The sequence below is a fragment of the Sphingomonas sp. 37zxx genome (assembly GCF_000786205.1).
Lineage (GTDB): Bacteria > Pseudomonadota > Alphaproteobacteria > Sphingomonadales > Sphingomonadaceae > Sphingomonas.
Map to the genome: position 1 here is coordinate 1 of NZ_JROH01000030.1, position 18,888 is coordinate 18,888.

General features: G+C 62.9%; 19 protein-coding genes. 3 read left to right on the forward strand and 16 right to left on the reverse strand.

Features of this window, described 5'->3' with window-relative positions:
• Positions 1-213 precede the first annotated feature (213 nt).
• Complete coding sequence (locus tag QU44_RS12070) at positions 214-1,656, forward strand: DUF4403 family protein (RefSeq protein WP_331377469.1); 1,443 nt, start codon at positions 214-216, stop codon at positions 1,654-1,656.
• A gap of 33 nt (positions 1,657-1,689) precedes the next feature.
• Here QU44_RS12070 and QU44_RS12075 read toward each other — a convergent pair whose 3' ends face one another.
• The 13 genes from QU44_RS12075 to rpsB form a co-directional block, all read right to left on the reverse strand.
• Entirely contained in the window at positions 1,690-2,151 is a 462-nt protein-coding gene (locus QU44_RS12075) for a hypothetical protein (RefSeq protein ID WP_033922504.1), read from the reverse strand.
• Between the two features lie 130 nt (positions 2,152-2,281).
• A complete protein-coding gene (rpmE, locus tag QU44_RS12080; protein ID WP_033922506.1) occupies positions 2,282-2,524 on the reverse strand; it encodes a 50S ribosomal protein L31 in 243 nt (80 codons plus the stop codon).
• Positions 2,525-2,624: 100 nt separating this feature from the next.
• The gene (gene fabZ / locus QU44_RS12085) at positions 2,625-3,107 is read right to left on the reverse strand and encodes a 3-hydroxyacyl-ACP dehydratase FabZ (RefSeq protein ID WP_033922508.1); all 483 of its coding nucleotides are present in this window, start codon (positions 3,105-3,107) and stop codon (positions 2,625-2,627) included.
• Positions 3,104-3,751, reverse strand: coding sequence for an OmpH family outer membrane protein (locus QU44_RS12090; protein WP_033922509.1), 648 nt, complete (start codon positions 3,749-3,751; stop codon positions 3,104-3,106). The genes fabZ and QU44_RS12090 overlap by 4 nt, the downstream gene beginning before the upstream one ends.
• A 36-nt stretch (positions 3,752-3,787) precedes the next feature.
• Entirely contained in the window at positions 3,788-6,547 is a 2,760-nt protein-coding gene (gene bamA, locus QU44_RS12095; protein ID WP_033922555.1) for an outer membrane protein assembly factor BamA, read from the reverse strand.
• Between the two features lie 88 nt (positions 6,548-6,635).
• The gene (locus QU44_RS12100; protein WP_033922511.1) at positions 6,636-7,769 is read right to left on the reverse strand and encodes a M50 family metallopeptidase; all 1,134 of its coding nucleotides are present in this window, start codon (positions 7,767-7,769) and stop codon (positions 6,636-6,638) included.
• Positions 7,766-8,923 (reverse strand): 1-deoxy-D-xylulose-5-phosphate reductoisomerase, encoded by a 1,158-nt coding sequence (gene dxr / locus QU44_RS12105; protein WP_033922512.1) that lies wholly within the window; start codon positions 8,921-8,923, stop codon positions 7,766-7,768. Before dxr ends, QU44_RS12100 begins: the two co-directional genes overlap by 4 nt.
• Positions 8,920-9,714, reverse strand: coding sequence for a phosphatidate cytidylyltransferase (locus tag QU44_RS12110; protein WP_033922514.1), 795 nt, complete (start codon positions 9,712-9,714; stop codon positions 8,920-8,922). The genes dxr and QU44_RS12110 overlap by 4 nt, the downstream gene beginning before the upstream one ends.
• Positions 9,711-10,439: an isoprenyl transferase gene (locus QU44_RS12115; RefSeq protein WP_033922516.1), complete on the reverse strand. Its 729-nt coding sequence runs from the start codon at positions 10,437-10,439 to the stop codon at positions 9,711-9,713. Before QU44_RS12115 ends, QU44_RS12110 begins: the two co-directional genes overlap by 4 nt.
• A 136-nt stretch (positions 10,440-10,575) precedes the next feature.
• Positions 10,576-11,133 (reverse strand): ribosome recycling factor, encoded by a 558-nt coding sequence (gene frr, locus QU44_RS12120; RefSeq protein WP_033922518.1) that lies wholly within the window; start codon positions 11,131-11,133, stop codon positions 10,576-10,578.
• Positions 11,134-11,145: 12 nt separating this feature from the next.
• Complete coding sequence (gene pyrH, locus QU44_RS12125; RefSeq protein WP_033922556.1) at positions 11,146-11,868, reverse strand: UMP kinase; 723 nt, start codon at positions 11,866-11,868, stop codon at positions 11,146-11,148.
• Between the two features lie 118 nt (positions 11,869-11,986).
• Positions 11,987-12,919 (reverse strand): translation elongation factor Ts, encoded by a 933-nt coding sequence (gene tsf / locus QU44_RS12130; protein ID WP_033922557.1) that lies wholly within the window; start codon positions 12,917-12,919, stop codon positions 11,987-11,989.
• Positions 12,920-13,015: 96 nt separating this feature from the next.
• Positions 13,016-13,861: a 30S ribosomal protein S2 gene (gene rpsB / locus QU44_RS12135; protein WP_033922519.1), complete on the reverse strand. Its 846-nt coding sequence runs from the start codon at positions 13,859-13,861 to the stop codon at positions 13,016-13,018.
• A gap of 273 nt (positions 13,862-14,134) precedes the next feature.
• Between rpsB and QU44_RS18275 the strand changes: the two genes are divergently transcribed.
• Positions 14,135-14,356 carry a hypothetical protein gene (locus tag QU44_RS18275; RefSeq protein ID WP_131602131.1) on the forward strand — a complete coding sequence of 74 codons (222 nt, stop codon included), beginning with the start codon at positions 14,135-14,137 and terminating at the stop codon, positions 14,354-14,356.
• Here the strand turns inward: QU44_RS18275 and pssA are convergent.
• Together pssA and QU44_RS12145 are read right to left on the reverse strand one after the other, a co-directional pair.
• A complete protein-coding gene (pssA, locus tag QU44_RS12140) occupies positions 14,307-15,089 on the reverse strand; it encodes a CDP-diacylglycerol--serine O-phosphatidyltransferase (protein ID WP_231621731.1) in 783 nt (260 codons plus the stop codon). The two genes, QU44_RS18275 and pssA, sit on opposite strands and share 50 nt — an antisense overlap.
• The gene (locus QU44_RS12145; protein WP_033922522.1) at positions 15,089-15,820 is read right to left on the reverse strand and encodes a phosphatidylserine decarboxylase; all 732 of its coding nucleotides are present in this window, start codon (positions 15,818-15,820) and stop codon (positions 15,089-15,091) included. Before QU44_RS12145 ends, pssA begins: the two co-directional genes overlap by 1 nt.
• Positions 15,821-15,941: 121 nt before the next feature.
• On the opposite strand from QU44_RS12145, the gene QU44_RS12150 reads away from it, so the two are divergent.
• A complete protein-coding gene (locus QU44_RS12150) occupies positions 15,942-17,162 on the forward strand; it encodes an NADP-dependent isocitrate dehydrogenase (RefSeq protein WP_033922523.1) in 1,221 nt (406 codons plus the stop codon).
• Between the two features lie 48 nt (positions 17,163-17,210).
• Here QU44_RS12150 and QU44_RS12155 read toward each other — a convergent pair whose 3' ends face one another.
• Positions 17,211-18,803: a long-chain fatty acid--CoA ligase gene (locus QU44_RS12155; RefSeq protein ID WP_197054307.1), complete on the reverse strand. Its 1,593-nt coding sequence runs from the start codon at positions 18,801-18,803 to the stop codon at positions 17,211-17,213.
• Positions 18,804-18,888: the final 85 nt, after the last annotated feature.

The following is an 18,888-nucleotide window of genomic DNA, read 5'->3' on the forward strand; positions in this document are numbered from 1 at the left end:
TACAAGAGGCGATGTCCATGATATCACTTGATTGATTGGTGTTTGGGCAAGTCGGTCATGACGATCCGCCTGTCGACGCAATCTCTCGACGTGATCGCCGAAACGTCAGTTGCGAGCGCCTACAAGATGTGACACGCCAACCCAGTGTTACGACCTCAGCCGCTGCCAGGCCTGTGCCCTGCCCGCCGCCGCAGTTCGCGGGCCGGCATTGCCTTGATCCTCGCGCCTGTGCTGCTGCTGGTCGGGGGGTGTCATCGCGACCGAGGCCAGCCGCCGCGCGCCGACGATGCGATCACCATTGATCCGCAGCCTTCGATCCTGGCGGTGCCCGTCGAGGTCGAACTGGCCAATCTATCGCGGTTGATCGAGCGGGAGGTTCCCGCCCGGCTGTTCAGCATCGACAAGCCCGACCAGGAATGTGTGGGCAGCAAGCGGGTCGATCTGGGTATCGCCACCCTCAAGACGCCGACCATCAAATGTCGCATCGTTGGATCGGTCACGCGCGGCAACGTCGCGCTGGCCGGCCAGGGCGAGGCGATCCGCGTTACCATCCCGCTGCGCGCCGTCATCCGGGCGGAGGATATTGGCGGCGTGTTCAAGCGCGAGACGGCGACCGCCGATGCAGTGGTAACGGCGGTGGTACGCATGACGTTCAGCGACGACTGGACCCCGCGTGGCACGGTCAAGCTGGACTATGCGTGGACCGATGCGCCGCATATCGAGTTTCTGGGCCAGCGCATCGAATTCGCCGACCAGGCCGACCAAGCACTGGCCCCCATTCTGGCACGGCTCGAGCGCGAATTGCCGAAAGAAGTTGGCAAGTTGGGGCTTCGCGAGGCGATCGACGATGCCTGGCGTTCGGCATTCACGACGGTGTCGCTGAACCGCGAAAACCCCGAAGCCTGGATGCGGGTGACGCCGCGCGAGCTGCGATATGGCGGCTACACTGTGGCAGGTGGCCGGTTGCGGCTGAATATCGGGCTGCGCGCGATCACCGAAACCTATGTCGGCAGCGCGCCCCCTGCCCCCGCGCCTGTTCCTTTGCCACCGCTTCGTCCGCTGGAAACATCGGTTGGGCAGCTATCGTTCTTCATTCCGGTCTTTGCCGATTATCGCGTGCTTGAACCGGTGTTGATGAAAGCGCTGCGGAAGCGATCGTTGCGTCCTTTCGACATTCCCGGCTTCAAACCGGTTCGCGCGCGTTTCGATTCGGTGGAAATATATGGCACCGCCAATGGACGGATCGCCGTCGGGCTGACGTTCGCGGCGCTCGAAGCCGGCAGAAACAAGCCGACCAGCGGCACCGTATGGATGACCGGCAAGCCGGTAACCTCTCCCGATTCGCGTGCCGTCGGCTTCGAGGATTTCGCGGTGAGCGGCACGACCGACATGACCGGGGGGGATTTGATCCTCGACCTCGCCAATGCCCCCGGGGTTGCCAGCATGATCGCGGGGTTGCTCGCCCAGAATTTCGAAAATGACTATGCCAAGCTGATCGGCAAGGTCGATCGCGCGATATCGAACAAGCGTGAGGATCGTGTCGTGATCCGGGCCGATCTGAAACGCGCCAGAACCGGGCAATTGCAGGCGGCGGGCCGAGGGCTGTATTTGCCGGTATGGGCCGAGGGCACCGCGTCGATCACCGTGGTTCGATAGCGGCTGTGCCACCAGGGCGCATGCCGCGCCCGATCAGTCGATCAGCGCCGATGTCATCCGCATCAGAGCACCGCCAATGCCGCCCATGCCGAAATCGGGATCGGACCTGCTGCCGGGATCGAGCCGCATCGACATTCTGGCATCGACCGTCGCACCCGGCTCCCGGCGGCGTTGTTGGCCAAGATGGGTGCCGGCGGCGATGTCGATACCCCGATCACCCGGCGATAAGTCCAGCGCGGTATCGGGTAGCACGTCGATTCGCGGGATTTCAGGCTGACGCGGCTCGACCTGCGTCACGCGAAAGCCGGCGACGACATCACGATTGCGCTGTGCATTGGTAAAGATGCGAATACGGGGGAGTGTATCGGCAAGCTCTGGCCCGGAAGCGGCACTTGCAGCCGAAAAGGGCTGCGGATCGTCGATCGATCCGGCGACGGCAACACCGGGTATCGCCGCTATCGACAGCGTAAAGCCTGCGATTATTCCAGCCGCCATTACTGCCTCCGGCCTTAATTATGGCCGGATCATGGCGCTTTCGCCATCAAGATGGAAGCGATAAGTCGTATCGGCGGCGAAGCGGCGGGTGGATTATCCACCCCCGCCACTTCACCGCCGAGAGGTCGCGTCAGGCGTCCTTCTTGGCGCGAAGCGAAAGCCCGCCACCGAAACGCTTGTTGAAGCGTGCCACCTGGCCGCCCGCATCGAGCAGACGCTGGTTGCCACCGGTCCATGCCGGATGCGCCAGCGGATCGATTTCCAGCTGCATCAGGTCGCCTTCCTTGCCCCAGGTCGAGCGAGTCTCGAACACGGTGCCGTCGGTCATCTGGACCTTGATCATGTGGTAGTCGGGGTGGGTATCTTTCTTCACGTCGAATTCTCCGAAGTCATGCCGCTGGTTTCCGACCAGCAGCGAAGGCGCGGCCCGTAGCAGAGCCGCGCCGATGGTGCAATGATTGCGCCTGCCGCGATCAGCCCTGCTTGGGCGGATCGGCGATCATCGCGGTGAAGTTTGCCGTTGCCGCAACCTGGTCACCCAGCATCGCGCGACCGGCGAACTTGCACACGCTCGACCGCTTCTGAAGGAACTCGACCTCGAGCGTCAGCAGTACGCCGGGCTCGACCGGTTTGCGGAACTTGGCTTCTTCGATCGCCATGAAATAGACGAGCTTGCCCGAGCCGGCGAGGCCCAGGCTTTCGACCGCGAGGATGCCCGCCGCCTGTGCCAGCGCCTCGACGATCAACACACCCGGCATGATCGGGCGTCCGGGGAAATGCCCCTGGAAAAAGCCTTCGTTGATCGTCACCGCCTTGATCGCGCGGATCGATCGGTCGGGGAGCAATTCCTCGACGCGATCGACCAGCAGCATCGGATAGCGATGCGGCAGCGCCGCCATCACCCGCGTAATATCGAGCGGGCCGATGGCAGGCTTTGCTTCAGCCGCCTCGGTCATCGGCCCCGGGGAGCCGCCGCAGGTGCGGGTGCAGGTGCTGCCGCCTGGGGTGCGTCCTGACCCTGCTGGCCGGGCTGCCAATTGGCGGGCGGCGTGATCGATACGTTGGGCACCAACCGGTTCAGCTCGGTGGTCACATCGGCGGTGATGTCGTTCGAAGGCTGGGTGAACAGTGCCGCGTCGGGACGCAGCAACAGCGTCACGTTCTTACGCGCGACCGCGGCATTGACCGCCGCCGGCAACTGCGCGCTGATCTGTTCGATGACATATTGGCGCGCGCGCGTTGCCGGTGCGGTCAGCCGCTCCAGCTCGGCATTGGCTGCCTGCTCACGCTGCTGGATCGTCGTTGCCTGCGTGCGCAGCGATGCCTCGTTCGCGTTGGGCGCTGCACGCGCGGTCTGGAACGCCTGCACCAGCGGGCTCAGTTCATTCTGCAACGCGGTCTGGCGTGCCTGTGCCTGATCGATCTGCGCCTTGTAGGTCGTCTGGATCTGCGACTGGGCGGTGCGCCAGGCATTGCTCTGGGCAACCGCGCCTTCGGGATTGGCAACGGCGACGCCAGCGGTCTGCGCGGCGGCGGGCAGCGGCACAGTCGCGATCGCGACGGGCGCGGCGGCGAGCAACAGGGTCTTGATGAATTTCATGATACGGTCCTTAGGTCAGGTAAAAATCGTTCTGCGTCAGAAACCAGCACCGACGTTGAAGGTCAACAGCTTAGGATCATCGCCGTCGACCGAGATGATGTCCTTCGCAAGATCGATACGCAATGGCCCGAACGGTGAATTCCAGTTCACGCCGATACCGACGGTAATACGCGGCTTGATCGAATCGCCGACGAAGCGCTCCAGGAACGGCGTGGTGGTGTTCATCTGCGCGCTATTCTGTTCGGTGCCGACGCAGGTGCCGCCAAAAGTATCGGCATAGCCGGTGCTGCACGTCGTCTGCCGCTGGCCGATTGCCCCGTTGCTGGTGAAGGTGTTGACGAACAACGGCGCGCCACCGGGGGTCAAGACGGGGGTGGTCACTGGCAACAGGCTGGGCGAACCATCGACGTTGAACACCGGGTTGCCGCTGGAATCGGTTGCCTGGGTGAAGGTAACCGTCGGCAACGGGCGGGTCACGTTGAACAGCGCACCTGCCATCACATAGACCGACGGACGAAGCCCCATTTCCTGCGCGCCCGAACCCAACGGGATCTCGATTTCGGCCTTGGTCAGGTAATAGCCTTTGCCGCCGATCGCATCGTCGACGATCTGGTCGCGATCGGTGACCAGCACGGTGTTGCCGTCGCTGTCGGTGGTAAAGGGAATACGCTGCACGCGCGGGCCTACGCCGCGAATGTCGAAGCCGCGAAACTGCGGTTCGCCAAGATAAAAGCGATCGATGATCCGCACCGGATCGATGCCGACGCCGGGGCTATCCTCGAGCGACTTAATGTAGCCGCCCTGCGCCGCGCCCGACAGGATGAACCCGCTGCCCATGTTGAAATATTTGATGCCGTCGAAGCGTGCGCGCGCGTAACGAACGTCGCCGCCAAGCCCGGCAAAATCGGCACCGATCAACAGGCGTTGGCCGGCGGTCGGCCGCAACCGGCTGTTGAGGCTGTCGAACACCACCGATGCGCCGACCAGCGAGGTGATACGGTTGCCGAGCTGTTCGCACAGGAAGCGCCCTGCCCGCAGTGGATCGCACTGTCCGTTGCTGAAGAACGTCGCTTCATCCAGCGTGACGTCATCCTGTTGCAGATTGTAGCGGCCCGACAGCGACCAATATTCGGTCAGCGGAATACCCGCAACGATATTGAAGCCGGTCGACACCTGCGAAAATGTGGTGTTGCGCTGGTCGCCGATGAAGTTGAAGTTGCTGAAATCGCGGCGGAACACCGTGCCGCCCAGCGCGATATTCTTGTCGAACAGATAAGGCTCGGTGAAGCCTGCCTCGACCGACTTCGAGAAGGCCGAGTAATTCACCTGAAGTCGCAGATCCTGGCCCTTGCCGCGGAAATTGCGCTGGCGGATCGACCCTTGCAGGATGAACCGCTCAAGGCTCGAGAAACCAGCCGAAAGCGTCAACTCGCCCGTCGAACGTTCCTCGACGTTCGACGTCAGCACCACGCGATCGGGCGAGGAGCCGGGCTGCTCCTCGATCTCGAACTTGTCCTGGAAATAGCCCAGCGAGTTGATGCGGTCCTGCGAACGCTTGCGAAGGAACGAGTTATAGGCGTCGCCCTCTGCAATACGCATTTCGCGGCGGATCACCTCGTCCTGCGTCTGGGTGTTGCCGGTGATTTCAATGCGTTCGACATAGGTGCGCTGGCTCTCGGCGATGTTGAACGCCAGCCCCATCGTCAGCGTTTCGGCATCGCGCTGATATTCGGGACGGACATCGGCAAAGGCATAGCCGAACAGCCCCGCCGCCTCGCTTAGCGAGGTGACCGAATCCTCGACCATCTTGGCGTTGAACCACTCGCCCTTCTTGATCTGCAGGCTGTTGGCCAGCTGCTCGCCGTTGAAGTCGCGGATGCCGCTTTCGACGGTGACGTCACCGAATTTATAGCGCGGGCCTTCTTCCACCACATAGGTGATGATGAAGTCTTCCTTGTCGGGCGTAAGCTCCGCCACCGCCGAAATGACGCGGAAGTCGGCATAGCCCTCGGTCAGATAATATTGCCGCAGCTTCTGCTGATCATAGGCCATGCGATCCTGATCGTAGCTGGTCGCCGAACTGAAGAAGCGGAAGAAGCGCGACTGTTTGGTCGCCATTTCCTTGCGCAGCGCATTGTCGCTGAACTGTTCGTTGCCCAGAATGTTGATCTGGCGAACCTTTGATTTCGGCCCCTCGGCAATTTCGAACACCACATCGACGCGGTTTTGATCGAGAACCACCTGCTTGGGTTCAACCACCGCAGCAAAGCGTCCCTGGCGGCGATACAGTTCGACGATCCGCGCGACATCGGCGCGCACCGCGGTGCGGGTGAAGATCTGGCGCGGGGCCAGCTTGATTTCGGGCAGAATCTTGTCGTTCTTCAGCCGGCGGTTACCCTCTAGCACCACGCGGTTGATCACCGGATTTTCGCGGATACGGACGATCAGGTCGCCGCTTTCGACGCCTTCGATCTGCGCTTCGGCGATCAGGTCGCTGGCATACAAATCCTTGATCGCGGCATCGACGGTTTCGTTGGTGTAGGGCTCACCGATCCGCAGCTTGGTGTAGGACAACACCGTGTCGGGCTCGATCCGCTGCGATCCCAGCACGCGCAGCGAGCGGATCGTTCGCGCCGGCTGCACCACCGGGGTGGCAGGGCTGGTGGCCTGACGCGCGCCCTGCGTCGCTATTGCCGGTGCGTTCCCGGCTGGCGCGGTCTGCGCCTCGGCAACGCCTGCCAGCATCGTTCCTGCCAACAGCACTGCCGCAGCCTGTGCATGGTATTTGCTACCCATGATCGCCGTCACCGTCGTTTACCCCGAAAATACAGGAGAATATCGTTCCGGGCGTACCGGCATTGGCACGCCCCCTGCCCCAATGGGCTCAACCGATCAAGCCGGCGAGGCTTCGCCACACACCGAACCCACCAAGATCGTTGATCGTCACAAAGAACATCAGCCCGAGCAACGCCACCAATCCGCCGCGAAACGCCCATTCGAACACTTCGGGCCGCACCGGCCGCCGGCGCACCGCCTCGATCGCATAGAATAGCAGATGCCCGCCATCCAGCATCGGCACTGGCAACAAATTGATGAACCCCAAATTAATCGAGATCAGCGCAATCAGGCCAACATACTCGACCACGCCCAGCGACATTTGCTGGCCGGAGACCTGCGCGATCCGCAGCGGGCCACCCAATTCTTTAATGGAACGCCGTCCGGTGATGATCTGGCCGATCGTGTCGACCATCATGCCGACGATCGCACCGGTCCGCTCGATCCCGATGATCGGCGCGCGCCACCATTCGACCGGAACGCGCACTGCCTCTGCCGGGCCGATCCCGATCCGGCCAAGATCGAATTCATTGCCGAAACGGTCGCGGTCGCGGACCAGGCCGATCCGCATGTCCGTAGACGCCGAGGCGTCGGCGCGGACATAGTCGACGCGCACCTGCTCGCTCGGGCGGATGCGGGTGAAGTTCACCAAATCGTCGAAGGTCTCGACCGTGCGGCCGCCGATCGCGGTGATCCGATCGCCCACCCTTAGCCCTGCATTCGCCGCAGCGCTTTGTTCGGTGACCAGGCCGATCACCGGCGGCGTCCTGCTCTCGCCATAGCCAAAAGCGAAGCCCGCCAGGATCAGAATGGCCAGCGCGAAGTTGATCGCCGGTCCCGCCACCACGATGATGGCGCGTTGCCACAGCGGCTTGGCCTGGAAGGTCTGCGCGCGCTCCTCGGCGGGCAGCGCCAGCCATTCGGGATTGGGCTGGCTCGCCGGGTTCATGTCACCGGCAAAGCGGACATAGCCGCCCAGCGGTAGCCACCCGAACTGCCAGCGAGTTCCGCGCTTGTCGGTAAAGCCCGCGATCTCGCGACCAAAGCCTACCGAAAAAGCCTCGGCCTTCACCCCGAACCAGCGCCCCGCCAGATAATGGCCCATCTCGTGAATGAACACGAGCGGCCCCAAAACCAGGACGAACGCGACCAGCGTAAACAGCAATCCCGGATTTTCGATCAAGCGACGCAATCCTTCACACGAGCGGCCGCAATGCGCCGCGCTTCGCCATCGATCGTCAGCACCTCTTCAACCGTATCGGGTGCCGGCGGATCATAGCTGGCAAGCGTATCCGCGACGATTGCGGCAATTTCGAGGAAGCCGATCTGCCGCGCCAGAAATGCCGCCACCGCAATTTCGTTGGCTGCGTTCAGGATGGCGGGGCGTGCGCCGCCGGCGTCGAGCGCTGCGCGCGCCAGGGCGAGCGCGGGAAAGCGTACCGGATCAGGCGCTTCAAAGTCGAACCGGCCCATTGCGACGAAGTCCAGCGGCTCCATCGGCGTCGCCATCCGTGCCGGCCATGCCAGCGTATGCGCGATCGGCACGCGCATGTCGCTAGGCCCCAGCTGCGCCAAAATTGACCCATCGACATATTCGACCATCGAATGGATCACCGATTGCGGATGAACGATAATGTCGATCTGCTCACCGCGCACCGGGAACAGCCGCGCCGCCTCAATCAGCTCCAGGCCCTTGTTCATCAGCGTCGCCGAATCGACCGAGATTTTGGCACCCATCGTCCAGTTGGGATGCGCGACCGCTTGTTCGGGCGTGACGCCGCGCATCGCGTCGGACGGCCATTGGCGGAACGGCCCGCCGCTGGCGGTGAGGATCAGCCGCCGGACGCCTTCGGGGCGATCGCGATCGAAGCATTGGAAGATCGCGTTATGCTCGCTGTCGGCAGGCAGCAGCGTGGTTCCTGCCGCCGCCGCTGCGGCCAGAATGACTTCGCCCGCCGATACCAAGGGTTCCTTGTTGGCGATGACGACGATGCGGCCACCCTCGATCGCCGCCATCGTCGGCTCCAGGCCGGCACAGCCGACGATCGCACTCATCGTCCAATCGGCTTCGACGCGCGCAGCCTCGCAAATCGCTTCAGGCCCGCCTGTGGCGGCGATCCCGGTGCCTTGCAGCGCCGTTTTGAGGTCGGGCAGGCATGCCGCATCCGCCACCGCCGCCAGCTTGGCGCGCGTGCGGATCGCCGCCGCCGCCAGGCGTTCGACATCGCAATTGGCGGTCAGCGCCACGACCTCGAACCGCTGTGGCTCGCGCTCGATCAAGTCCAGCGTCGAGGTGCCGATCGAGCCGGTCGCGCCGAGAATGCTTACCCGTTTCATGCCAGCGATCCGCTTATAACAACCAGCAAGGCGGCGACCGGCGCGACCGGCACCAGCCCGTCCAACCGATCGAGAAATCCGCCATGCCCGGGCAGCAGACTGCCCGAATCCTTGATGCCCGCCTGGCGCTTCAACCAGCTTTCGTACAGATCGCCCGCCGCCGACAGCATCGCCAGAAAGGGCGTCGCGATCGCCAGCCACGGCGACAGGCCATAGATCATCATTACGCCGCCCATCACTGCTGCCAGTACCACGCCCCCGCCCAAGCCCGACCAGGTCTTGTTCGGGCTGATCGCCGGCGCAAGCTTTGGTCCGCCGACCGTGCGCCCGACGAAAAATGCGCCGGTGTCCGCCGCCCATACCAGGCCCATCGCCCAAAATGTCAGGAACAGCCCATCGTCGCGATTGCGCAAATATATCACTGCCAAGGCGGGCAAGCCGACATACAGCACGCCGCGCGCAAGCTCTGGTCGGCGCGTCACCGCCACGATGAACACCGCCGCCCCCACCAACACGCCTAGCGCAAAGAAGCTCGGCCCCGAAGCGATGCCAGGGGCCATGAGGGCGAGTGGCACCGACAAGGCGAATTGCGTGATCCGCTTGGTCCGTAGCCCGGCTTTGAACATGTCCCCCCATTCGGCCATCGTCAGCAGCGCGCCGACGACCACGATCAGCCAGAAAAACAGGCCACCAATCGCCAGCGCAGTAGCCGCGACGACCAGCAATGCTGCTCCGACGATCAGGCGCTGGCGCAGATCGGCTTGACGCCGGGCCGCATGATCAGCCGTCACAGACCACCGAAGCGGCGCTGACGCTGGCCGAACACATCGATGGCGCGGGCCAGCGTCTCGCCACTGAAATCGGGCCACAACGTGTCGACGAACAGCAATTCGGCATAGGCCGCCTGCCACAGCAAAAAATTGGACAGACGCTGTTCGCCCGATGTGCGGATCATCAGGTCGACCGGCGGCAGGTCGCCGCTTTGCAACGCTGCGGCAAAGCGCTGCTCGTCGATATGTTCGACGCCGATCTCGCCCGCCTGCACCGATGCAGCCAATAGCCGTGCGGCGGCGGCGATCTCGGCCTGCGCCCCATAGTTCAGGGCGATCACCAGGATCGGCCCGGTATTAGTGGCGGTACGCGCAATCGCGCCGTCGATCAGTGAAACCAGATCGTCCGACAGCGCGCGATAGTCACCGATCACCCGCAGGCGGACATTCTCGCTCACCAATTCGTTCAACTCGACGCGCAGAAAATGGCGCAGCAGCCCCATCAGGTCATGCACTTCATCCTCGGGCCGCCGCCAGTTTTCCGAAGAAAAGGCGTATAGCGTCAGCACTTCGATCTGCTGTTCGCGCGCGGCACGAGTCACTTTGCGGACGGCTTCGACGCCCTGCTTGTGCCCGGCGATCCGGGGAAGCCGCCGGGCCTTTGCCCAGCGGCCATTGCCGTCCATGATGATCGCCACATGGCGCGGGCGCGGGGCCGGTACGGGTTCAATTGCCGTTGCCATCATGCACCCTCCCCTGTGCCATTCGTGCCAAGCTTAACGATGCACTGCCCTTGTTTTGCGCGAACGGCAAAGAAGAACGTGTTTTCAATCCGATTGGCACGAACGGGATTGCAGCTGGCCCGTTGACCCAGAACCGACGTCACTTGTTCAGAATTTCCTTTTCCTTCGCCGCCGACGCTGCGTCGATATCGGCGATGGTGGCGTCGGTCAGCTTTTGCACTTCGCCTTCGTGGCGCTTGCGCTCGTCCTCCGAATAGACACCCTTCTTCTCATCGACCTTCAGGCTGTCCATCCCGTCGCGGCGGACATTGCGCACCGCGATTCGTGCCTTTTCGGCATATTGGCTGGCAAGCTTGGCAAGCTCCTTGCGGCGGTCTTCGGTCAGGTCGGGAATCGGCAGCCGCAGATTCTGGCCGTCCATGATCGGGTTGAGGCCGAGCCCCGCCGAGCGGATCGCCTTGTCGGCCGGGCCGACATTATTCTTGTCCCACACCTGTACGCTCAACATGCGCGGCTCGGGTGCCGAAACCGTCGCCAACTGGTTCAGCGGCATGTGCGCGCCATATACCTCGACGGTAACCGGATCGAGCAGCGAGATCGACGCGCGTCCGGTGCGAAGCCCGCTCAGATCGCCCTTGAGCGATTCGACCGCGCCGGCCATGCGACGCTCCAGATCAGCCTTGTCATATGCGGCCATGAGAAATCCTCTTCAAACGTTGTTCTGGACGATCGTCGACGTGCCTTCGCCGCGCAGGACGGCGGACAAATTGCCCTCGCCGCGGATGTTGAAGACGACGATCGGGATATTATTGTCGCGGCACAAAGCGACCGCGCTTGCGTCCATCACCTTCAGATCGTCGGCAAGGACGCGATTGAAGCTGAGGGTATCATAGCGGGTAGCGGTCGGCACCTTTTTGGGATCGGCATCATAGACACCATCGACACTGGTGCCTTTGAACAACGCATCACAGCCCATTTCGGCGGCGCGCAGGGCCGCAGTGGTGTCGGTGGTGAAGAACGGCAGGCCGGTGCCCGCAGCGAAGATCACCACGCGGCCCTTTTCCATATGCCGCTCGGCCCGGCGACGAATATACGGCTCGCACACCGACGCCATCGGGATCGCCGACTGAACGCGGGTTTCGACACCAACCTTCTCGAGCGCATTCTGCATCGCCAGCGCGTTCATCACCGTCGCCAGCATGCCCATATAATCGGCACTGGCCCGGTCAAACCCTTGCGCTGCGCCCGCCAGTCCGCGGAAGATATTGCCGCCGCCGACGACCATGCAGACTTCCAGCCCGGTTTCCTTGGCCGCAAGCACTTCATTGGCGACTCGCTCGCACGTGGCGGGGTCGATGCCGAACTGGCCCTGGCCCATCAGGACTTCGCCTGAAAGCTTGAGGAGGATGCGGTTGAAGCGCGGTTTGGTCATGGATTCCATCGGTCCTGAGGGAGCAGCAAAACGGCGCGGACCTTAGAAGGGCCGCGCCGCAATGCCAACCGGCGATTGGCAAACCTTCTCGCGCTGGCGGGAGAAGGGTTAAGACCAATTACGCCTTATTGATACCCGCAGTCGCAGCGACCTCGGCAGCGAAGTCGCTCTTCTCGCGCTCGATGCCCTCGCCCAGCTGATAGCGGACATAGCCGACCAGCTTGATCGCGCTGCCGGCATCCTTGGCCGCCTTGGCGACGACGTCGGCGACCGGGGTCTTGCCGTCCATCACGATCGGCTGGCTCAGCAGCGCGTTTTCCTTGGCGAACTTCTTGACCGAACCCTCGACCATCTTGGCGATGATGTCGGCAGGCTTGCCGCTGTCGGCAGCCTTTTCGGTCGCGATCTGACGCTCGCGCTCGATGATTTCCTGGTCGAGCTCGTCCTCGTGCAGCGCCAACGGGAAGGCAGCGGCGATGTGCATCGCGATCTGCTTGCCCAAAGGCTCGAGCACGTCGACGCCGGCAGCGCTTTCGAGCGCGACCAGCACGCCGATCTTGCCGAGGCCGGGGGCCGCCGCGTTGTGGACATAGGGGATCACTGCGCCCTGCGACACTTCGATCCGGTTGGCGCGACGCAGCGCCTGATTCTCGCCGATCGTTGCGATGTTGTTGGTCAGCGCCTCGTCGACGGTGCCGCCGGCTGGCATCTTGGCGGCCTTGATCGCTTCGATATCGTCGCCGATCTCGAGTGCGATCTGGGTCACGTCGCGGACGAATGCCTGGAACTGGTCGTTCTTGGCGACGAAATCGGTCTCCGAGTTAACCTCGATCACCGCACCCTTGGTGCCGGCGACCGCGATACCGACCAGCCCTTCGGCGGCGGTGCGGCTCGACTTCTTCTGCGCGGCGGCAAGACCCTTGGTGCGCAGCCAATCGACTGCGGCTTCCATGTCGCCACCGTTTTCGGACAGCGCCTTCTTGCAATCCATCATGCCCGCGCCCGAGCGCTCACGCAGTTCCTTTACCGCAGCGGCAGTGATCTCGGCCATATTCATTTCCTTCATCATGGGTGCGGGCGAGGCAGTGCTTCACGCCCTGCCCCGCCCGGATTACAATCGAGTGACACCCCGCGACGGGGCGTCGATTCATGCGTCGATCTGGCGCTCGCCCTCGGCAGCCTGTGCAGGCTCGCTTGCAGCGACAGGTGCCTCGGCAACAGCAGGCGCTGCTTCAGGGGCAGGCTCGCTCAGCACTGGCTCGACCGGAGGCTCGGCCATCGCGCCGAAGTCCTGGCCACGCATCTGCGCTTCGTTATTGCCGCGCGTGGCGGCGATCGCCATCGCTTCGCAATACAGGCGGATCGCGCGTGCCGCGTCATCGTTACCCGGAACCGGGAAGGCGATGCCGTCGGGCGACACGTTCGAATCGAGGATCGCGACGACGGGAATGCCCAGCGTGTTGGCTTCCTTGATCGCCAGCTCTTCCTTGTTCGCGTCGATCACGAACATGATGTCGGGAATGCCGTTCAGGTCGCGAATGCCGCCCAGCGACATTTCCAGCTTGTCCTTTTCACGGGTAAGCTGAAGCACTTCCTTCTTGGTCAGGCCGGCGGTGTCGCCCGACAGCTGCTCCTCAAGTGCCTTGAGGCGCTTGATCGAGCCCGAGATGGTCTTCCAGTTGGTGAGCATGCCACCCAGCCAGCGATGGTTGACGAAATGCTGACCCGAACGACGCGCCGCCTCAGCGACGGGCTCCTGTGCCTGGCGCTTGGTGCCGACGAACAGCACCTTGCCACCACCGGCGACCGAGGCCGACACGAAATCGAGCGCGCGTGCAAACAGCGGCACGGTCTGTGACAGGTCGAGGATGTGAACGCCGTTGCGATCGCCAAAGATGTACGGCTTCATCTTGGGGTTCCACCGATGCTTCTGGTGGCCGAAATGCGCGCCTGATTCGATCAGCTGCTGCATGGAGACGACGGGTGCCGCCATAGGGATAACTCCTTACCGGTTGTTCCTCTGGGAAGCGAAGGACCTGGCCAGCCTGAAAGGCAGGTTGCGGCACCGGATATGTGCTTCCCATGTGGGGTTGAGAGGTAGCGCTTACCGCAAAACGGCTGCGCAATCAACCATTGACACGCGGAACGGAAATGGAACATAAGGCGCTTACGCCGGGAACGCGGAACCTTTGGCCACAGGCTTTGGTTACGAAATCCTTACAACGTCGCTGAACGGGAAGGTCGCGTTCAGACCAGGAGCTGTTTGATGGATAGTTTTCTAGCCGCCACCTTGTTCTCGACGTCGCTCGCCGCAGCATTGGCGACGATAACGCTTACCGTCCGCCCCTATGCCATGCGCATCCGGTCGTTGCTCACCCACGGCGTTCAGTATCGCTCGATGCCACTGCCCGCACCACGCCCGCGCGCCGCTGTTGGCGTCACACCGAGGGTGACGGTGATGCCGGCACGGTTGCGCGCTGCCGCTTGACCCGGCCATAGCTTGCGATGCTGAACGGGATCGACACCAGATAGGCGACGCAGACCACCGACAGCGTCTGGAAGGGTGCCGATACCATCGCGGCTGCCACCACGACGACCGCGATGATCGCCTCGAACCGTATCGTCCGCCGCAGTTTCAGCGACGACCAGGAGAAGGTGGCAAGGTTCGACACCATCAGGAACGCGACGAACGCGACCCAGGGGGTGACCAGCCAATAGGAGCGGAACAGTTCCTCGCCGGTCCAGAACGACAGGTACATCGGCAGCATCGCCAGGCCTGCGCCGGCGGGAGCCGGAACGCCGGTCAGGAAACCGGCAGACTTGTGTGGTTGTTCAACGACGTCGATCTGGGCATTGAACCGTGCCAGCCGAAGCGCGGCAAATACTGCATAGACCAGGGCCACGATCCAGCCGATGCGCGGAAACGCCATCAGCGACCATAGATACATCACCAGCGCAGGCGAAACGCCGAACGAAATCGAATCGGCCAGCGAATCGAGCTCGGCCCCGAACCGGCTTTCGCCGCGCACCATCCGTGCGATCTGGCCGTCAATCCCGTCCAGCGCCCCCGCCAGCAGGATCATCAGAACCGCGCGTTCCCACTCACCCGAAATGCCATAGCGCACCCCGGTCAGACCTGAGCACAAAGCGAGCGCGGTGACCGCGTTGGGAGCAATGGCGCGCAGCGGAATGCCGCGTGCGCGCGAAACCCGCTTGGCCACTATTGCGCCACGCCGCGCGCCGCCGACAGGCCCGGACGCCCCAGAATGGTCTCACCCGCAACGCTGCGCTGGCCCAGCGCCACCTGCGGCTCGATCCCGTCGGGCAGGAACACATCCACCCGGCTGCCAAAGCGGATCAGGCCGATGCGCTGGCCGACCACGACCATGTCGCCGGGCTTGGTGAATGCCAGAATGCGCCGCGCCACCAGGCCGGCAATCTGGGTGAAGCCGACCCGCATGCCGTCGCTAGTCTCGACCAGAAAATGCTGGCGCTCATTTTCGTCGCTTGCCTTGTCGAGATCGGCGTTGAAAAACTTGCCCGAAATATAAATCACCTGGCGGATCGTGCCGGTCACGGGGGTGCGATTGATATGGACGTCGAACACGCTCATGAAAATCGATACGCGCACCAGGGGCTGGTCGCCAAGGCCGCCCGGACCGCGCAGCTCGGGCGGCAGCGCCACCCGCTCGATCATCGTCACCAGCCCGTCGGCGGGGGCCACGATCAGCCCCTCCCCTTGCGGTGTCACGCGCACCGGATCGCGGAAAAAGGAAATGACCCAGATCGTCAGGATAATCAGCGGCCAGCCCCAGAACCAGCCGGCCCAGATGATTACGAGGAAAGCGAGTGCGCCCGCGATGAGCGCGTATTTACGGCCCTCGGGGTGCATTGCGGGGAAGCGCCACTTCACCGTCGATGTCCCGACGGGTGGCTTGTCTAGCGATGCCATTTACAGGGGATAGCGCTCCCGCCCCGACGATACAACGCTTCATCGCTGGCATAGAGTTGATCCCGCCGCCGCATCCCCGTAGACGGCTGGCAACTCCCCCTTCAGGAACAGAGAGACATTGATGGCGAAGATCAAGGTAAAAACGCCCGTCGTGGAGATTGACGGCGACGAGATGACTCGGATCATCTGGGCATGGATTCGCGAGCGGCTGATCCTCCCCTATCTCGACATCGACCTTGAATATTACGACCTGTCGATCGAGAAGCGCGACGAGACCGACGATCGCATCACCGTCGACAGCGCCAAGGCGATCCAGAAATATGGGGTCGGCGTGAAGTGCGCGACGATCACCCCCGACGAACAGCGCGTCGAGGAATTCGGCCTCAAGAAGATGTGGAAATCGCCCAACGGCACGATCCGCAACATCCTGGGCGGCGTGGTGTTCCGCGAACCGATCGTGATTTCGAACGTGCCGCGGCTGGTGCCGGGCTGGACCAAGCCGATCGTCGTCGGCCGCCATGCCTTTGGCGACCAGTATCGCGCGACCGATTATCGCGTGCCCGGCCCCGGCAAGCTGCGGCTGGTGTTCGAAGGCGATGACGGCGTCGTGATCGACGAGGAAGTGTTCCGCTTCCCGAGCGCCGGCGTGGCGATGGCGATGTACAATCTCGACGATTCGATTCGCGATTTCGCACGATCGAGCCTGAACTACGGCCTGGACCGCAAATGGCCGGTCTATCTGTCGACCAAGAACACGATCATGAAAGCCTATGACGGGCGCTTCAAGGACATCTTCGCCGAAGTGTTCGAAACCGAGTTCGAGGCCCAGTTCAAGGATGCGGGCATCGTTTACGAGCATCGCCTGATCGACGACATGGTCGCCTCGGCACTCAAGTGGCACGGCGAATTCGTGTGGGCGTGCAAGAATTATGACGGCGATGTCCAGTCGGACACCGTCGCACAGGGGTTCGGCTCGCTCGGGCTGATGACCTCAGTGTTGATGACCCCCGACGGCAAGACCGTCGAGGCCGAAGCAGCGCACGGCACTGTCACGCGCCACTATCGCCAGCATCAGCAGGGCAAGGCAACGTCGACCAACCCGATCGCGTCGATCTTCGCCTGGACCGGCGGCCTGAAATATCGCGGCAAGTTCGACGGCACGCCCGAAGTCACCCGCTTCGCCGAAACGCTCGAGCGCGTCTGCGTCGAGACGGTCGAGGCGGGCCAGATGACCAAGGATCTGGCGATCCTGATCGGTCCCGATCAGCCGTGGATGACCACCGAGCAGTTTTTCGAGGCTGTCCGGGTCAACCTCGAAACCGCAATGGGCGCGCAGCACTAACTGCCCGCGACGAAGCCTTGCCCGGGCGAACCCGGGCAAGGCTTCGCATCATGTCGCCGCCAGGCTGAAGTCCTTATATTGCTCACGAAGCGCGGTTTTCAGCAGCTTGCCGGTCGCGGTATGCGGCAGTGATTCTACGAAGTGGATTTCGTCGGGCAGCCACCATTTGGCGACCTCAGTGACCAGATGCGCGTTGATCGCCTCCGCCGTCACATCGCTGCCGGGCTTGCGTACCACCAGCAAGATCGGCCGCTCTTCCCAGCGCGGATGATGCACCCCGATCGCAGCCGCCTCGGCAACACCCGGGCAGCCAACCGCTGCATTTTCAAGCTCGACCGAGCTGATCCATTCGCCGCCCGATTTGATCACATCCTTGGCCCGGTCGGTGATCTGCATCACATTGTCGGGATGGATTACCGCGACATCGCCAGTGTCGAACCAGTTGTCGGCATCGCAGCACGGCGTTTCCTCACCGAAATACTGATGGATGATCCAGGGTCCACGCACTTGCAGCCGGCCCGAGCTCTTGCCGTCACGCGGCAATGCTTTCCCTGAATCGTCGACGATCCGCATATCGACGCCGAACGGCGCGCGGCCCTGCTTGCACACCTGATCGACCTGCTGTTCGAACGTCAGATCGTCCCAGTCATAGCTTTTGGCCCCGATGGTGCCGATCGGCGACGTCTCGGTCATCCCCCAGGCGTGATTGACCCGCACCCCCATCTTCATGATCCGTTCGACCATCGATCGCGGCGCCGCCGACCCACCGATGGTGACGACCTGTAAATGCTGCGGTGCTTCGCCGGTAGCGTCCATATATTGGAACATGCCGAACCACACCGTCGGCACCCCCGCCGAATGCGTCACCTTTTCGCGGTTCATCAAGTCGCACAGGATTTTGGGCTCGTTGACGCAGGAAAAGACGAACTTCACGCCAACCGCAGGCCCGGCAAACGGCATCCCCCAACCCACCGCGTGGAACATCGGCACGATCGGCATTGCCACCGAGCGGGCCGACAGATCGAATACTGATGGCTGCAATTCGACCAGCGCATGGATCATCGACGAGCGATGGGTGTAGAGCACCCCCTTGGGATTGCCGGTCGTGCCGCTGGTGTAGCACAACATGCACGGGTCGCGCTCGCTCCCCTCGACCCAGGCATAGTCGCCGCTTTCGGGGGCGATCAGCGCCTCGAAACTGTCGGGGCCGTCGCCATCGAAGACGACATAATGCTGGATGGTTGTCCAGTGCGCCTTCATCTTGTCGACGATCGGCTGGAACATCCGGTCGTACATCAACACCCGGTCTTCGGCGTGATTGGCGATATAGGCGAGCTGATCGGGGAACAGGCGCGGATTGATCGTGTGGATGACGCCGCCCATGCCGACCGTGCCATACCAGGCGACCAGATGGCGCGAATGGTTCATCGCCAGCGTCGCGACGCGATCGCCCGGCGTCAGCCCCAAGCGCTCGAGCGCCTGTGCCAGCTTGCGCGAATCACGCCCGATGCCGGCCCAATCGGTTTGGGTTTCGCTGCCATCGGCCCAGCGCGTCAGGATCTCGCGCGTGGGATGTTCGCGTTCGGCATGTTCGATCAGGCGCGGGATGCGCAGTTCAAAATCCTGCATTCCACCAAGCATGGCTCTCTCCATTCGTTTCTTTGGTATGGAGAATAGCCCTTAGCGCGCGCGCGTCCAGCAGCTTTGAGTATGGTGGTGAAGGCAG

What these genes read in the sequence shown, in the direction of transcription:
- pyrH (WP_033922556.1), bottom strand. Translation starts at nt 11,868, where the DNA reads ATGACCAAACCGCGCTTCAACCGCATCCTCCTCAAGCTTTCAGGCGAA.
- QU44_RS12090 (WP_033922509.1), bottom strand. Translation starts at nt 3,751, where the DNA reads ATGAAATTCATCAAGACCCTGTTGCTCGCCGCCGCGCCCGTCGCGATC.
- QU44_RS12155 (WP_197054307.1), bottom strand. Translation starts at nt 18,803, where the DNA reads ATGCTTGGTGGAATGCAGGATTTTGAACTGCGCATCCCGCGCCTGATC.
- QU44_RS12145 (WP_033922522.1), bottom strand. Translation starts at nt 15,820, where the DNA reads ATGGCATCGCTAGACAAGCCACCCGTCGGGACATCGACGGTGAAGTGG.
- QU44_RS18275 (WP_131602131.1), top strand. Translation starts at nt 14,135, where the DNA reads ATGGATAGTTTTCTAGCCGCCACCTTGTTCTCGACGTCGCTCGCCGCA.
- QU44_RS12075 (WP_033922504.1), bottom strand. Translation starts at nt 2,151, where the DNA reads ATGGCGGCTGGAATAATCGCAGGCTTTACGCTGTCGATAGCGGCGATA.
- tsf (WP_033922557.1), bottom strand. Translation starts at nt 12,919, where the DNA reads ATGGCCGAGATCACTGCCGCTGCGGTAAAGGAACTGCGTGAGCGCTCG.
- QU44_RS12150 (WP_033922523.1), top strand. Translation starts at nt 15,942, where the DNA reads ATGGCGAAGATCAAGGTAAAAACGCCCGTCGTGGAGATTGACGGCGAC.
- QU44_RS12115 (WP_033922516.1), bottom strand. Translation starts at nt 10,439, where the DNA reads ATGATGGCAACGGCAATTGAACCCGTACCGGCCCCGCGCCCGCGCCAT.
- frr (WP_033922518.1), bottom strand. Translation starts at nt 11,133, where the DNA reads ATGGCCGCATATGACAAGGCTGATCTGGAGCGTCGCATGGCCGGCGCG.
- dxr (WP_033922512.1), bottom strand. Translation starts at nt 8,923, where the DNA reads ATGAAACGGGTAAGCATTCTCGGCGCGACCGGCTCGATCGGCACCTCG.
- bamA (WP_033922555.1), bottom strand. Translation starts at nt 6,547, where the DNA reads ATGGGTAGCAAATACCATGCACAGGCTGCGGCAGTGCTGTTGGCAGGA.
- fabZ (WP_033922508.1), bottom strand. Translation starts at nt 3,107, where the DNA reads ATGACCGAGGCGGCTGAAGCAAAGCCTGCCATCGGCCCGCTCGATATT.
- rpsB (WP_033922519.1), bottom strand. Translation starts at nt 13,861, where the DNA reads ATGGCGGCACCCGTCGTCTCCATGCAGCAGCTGATCGAATCAGGCGCG.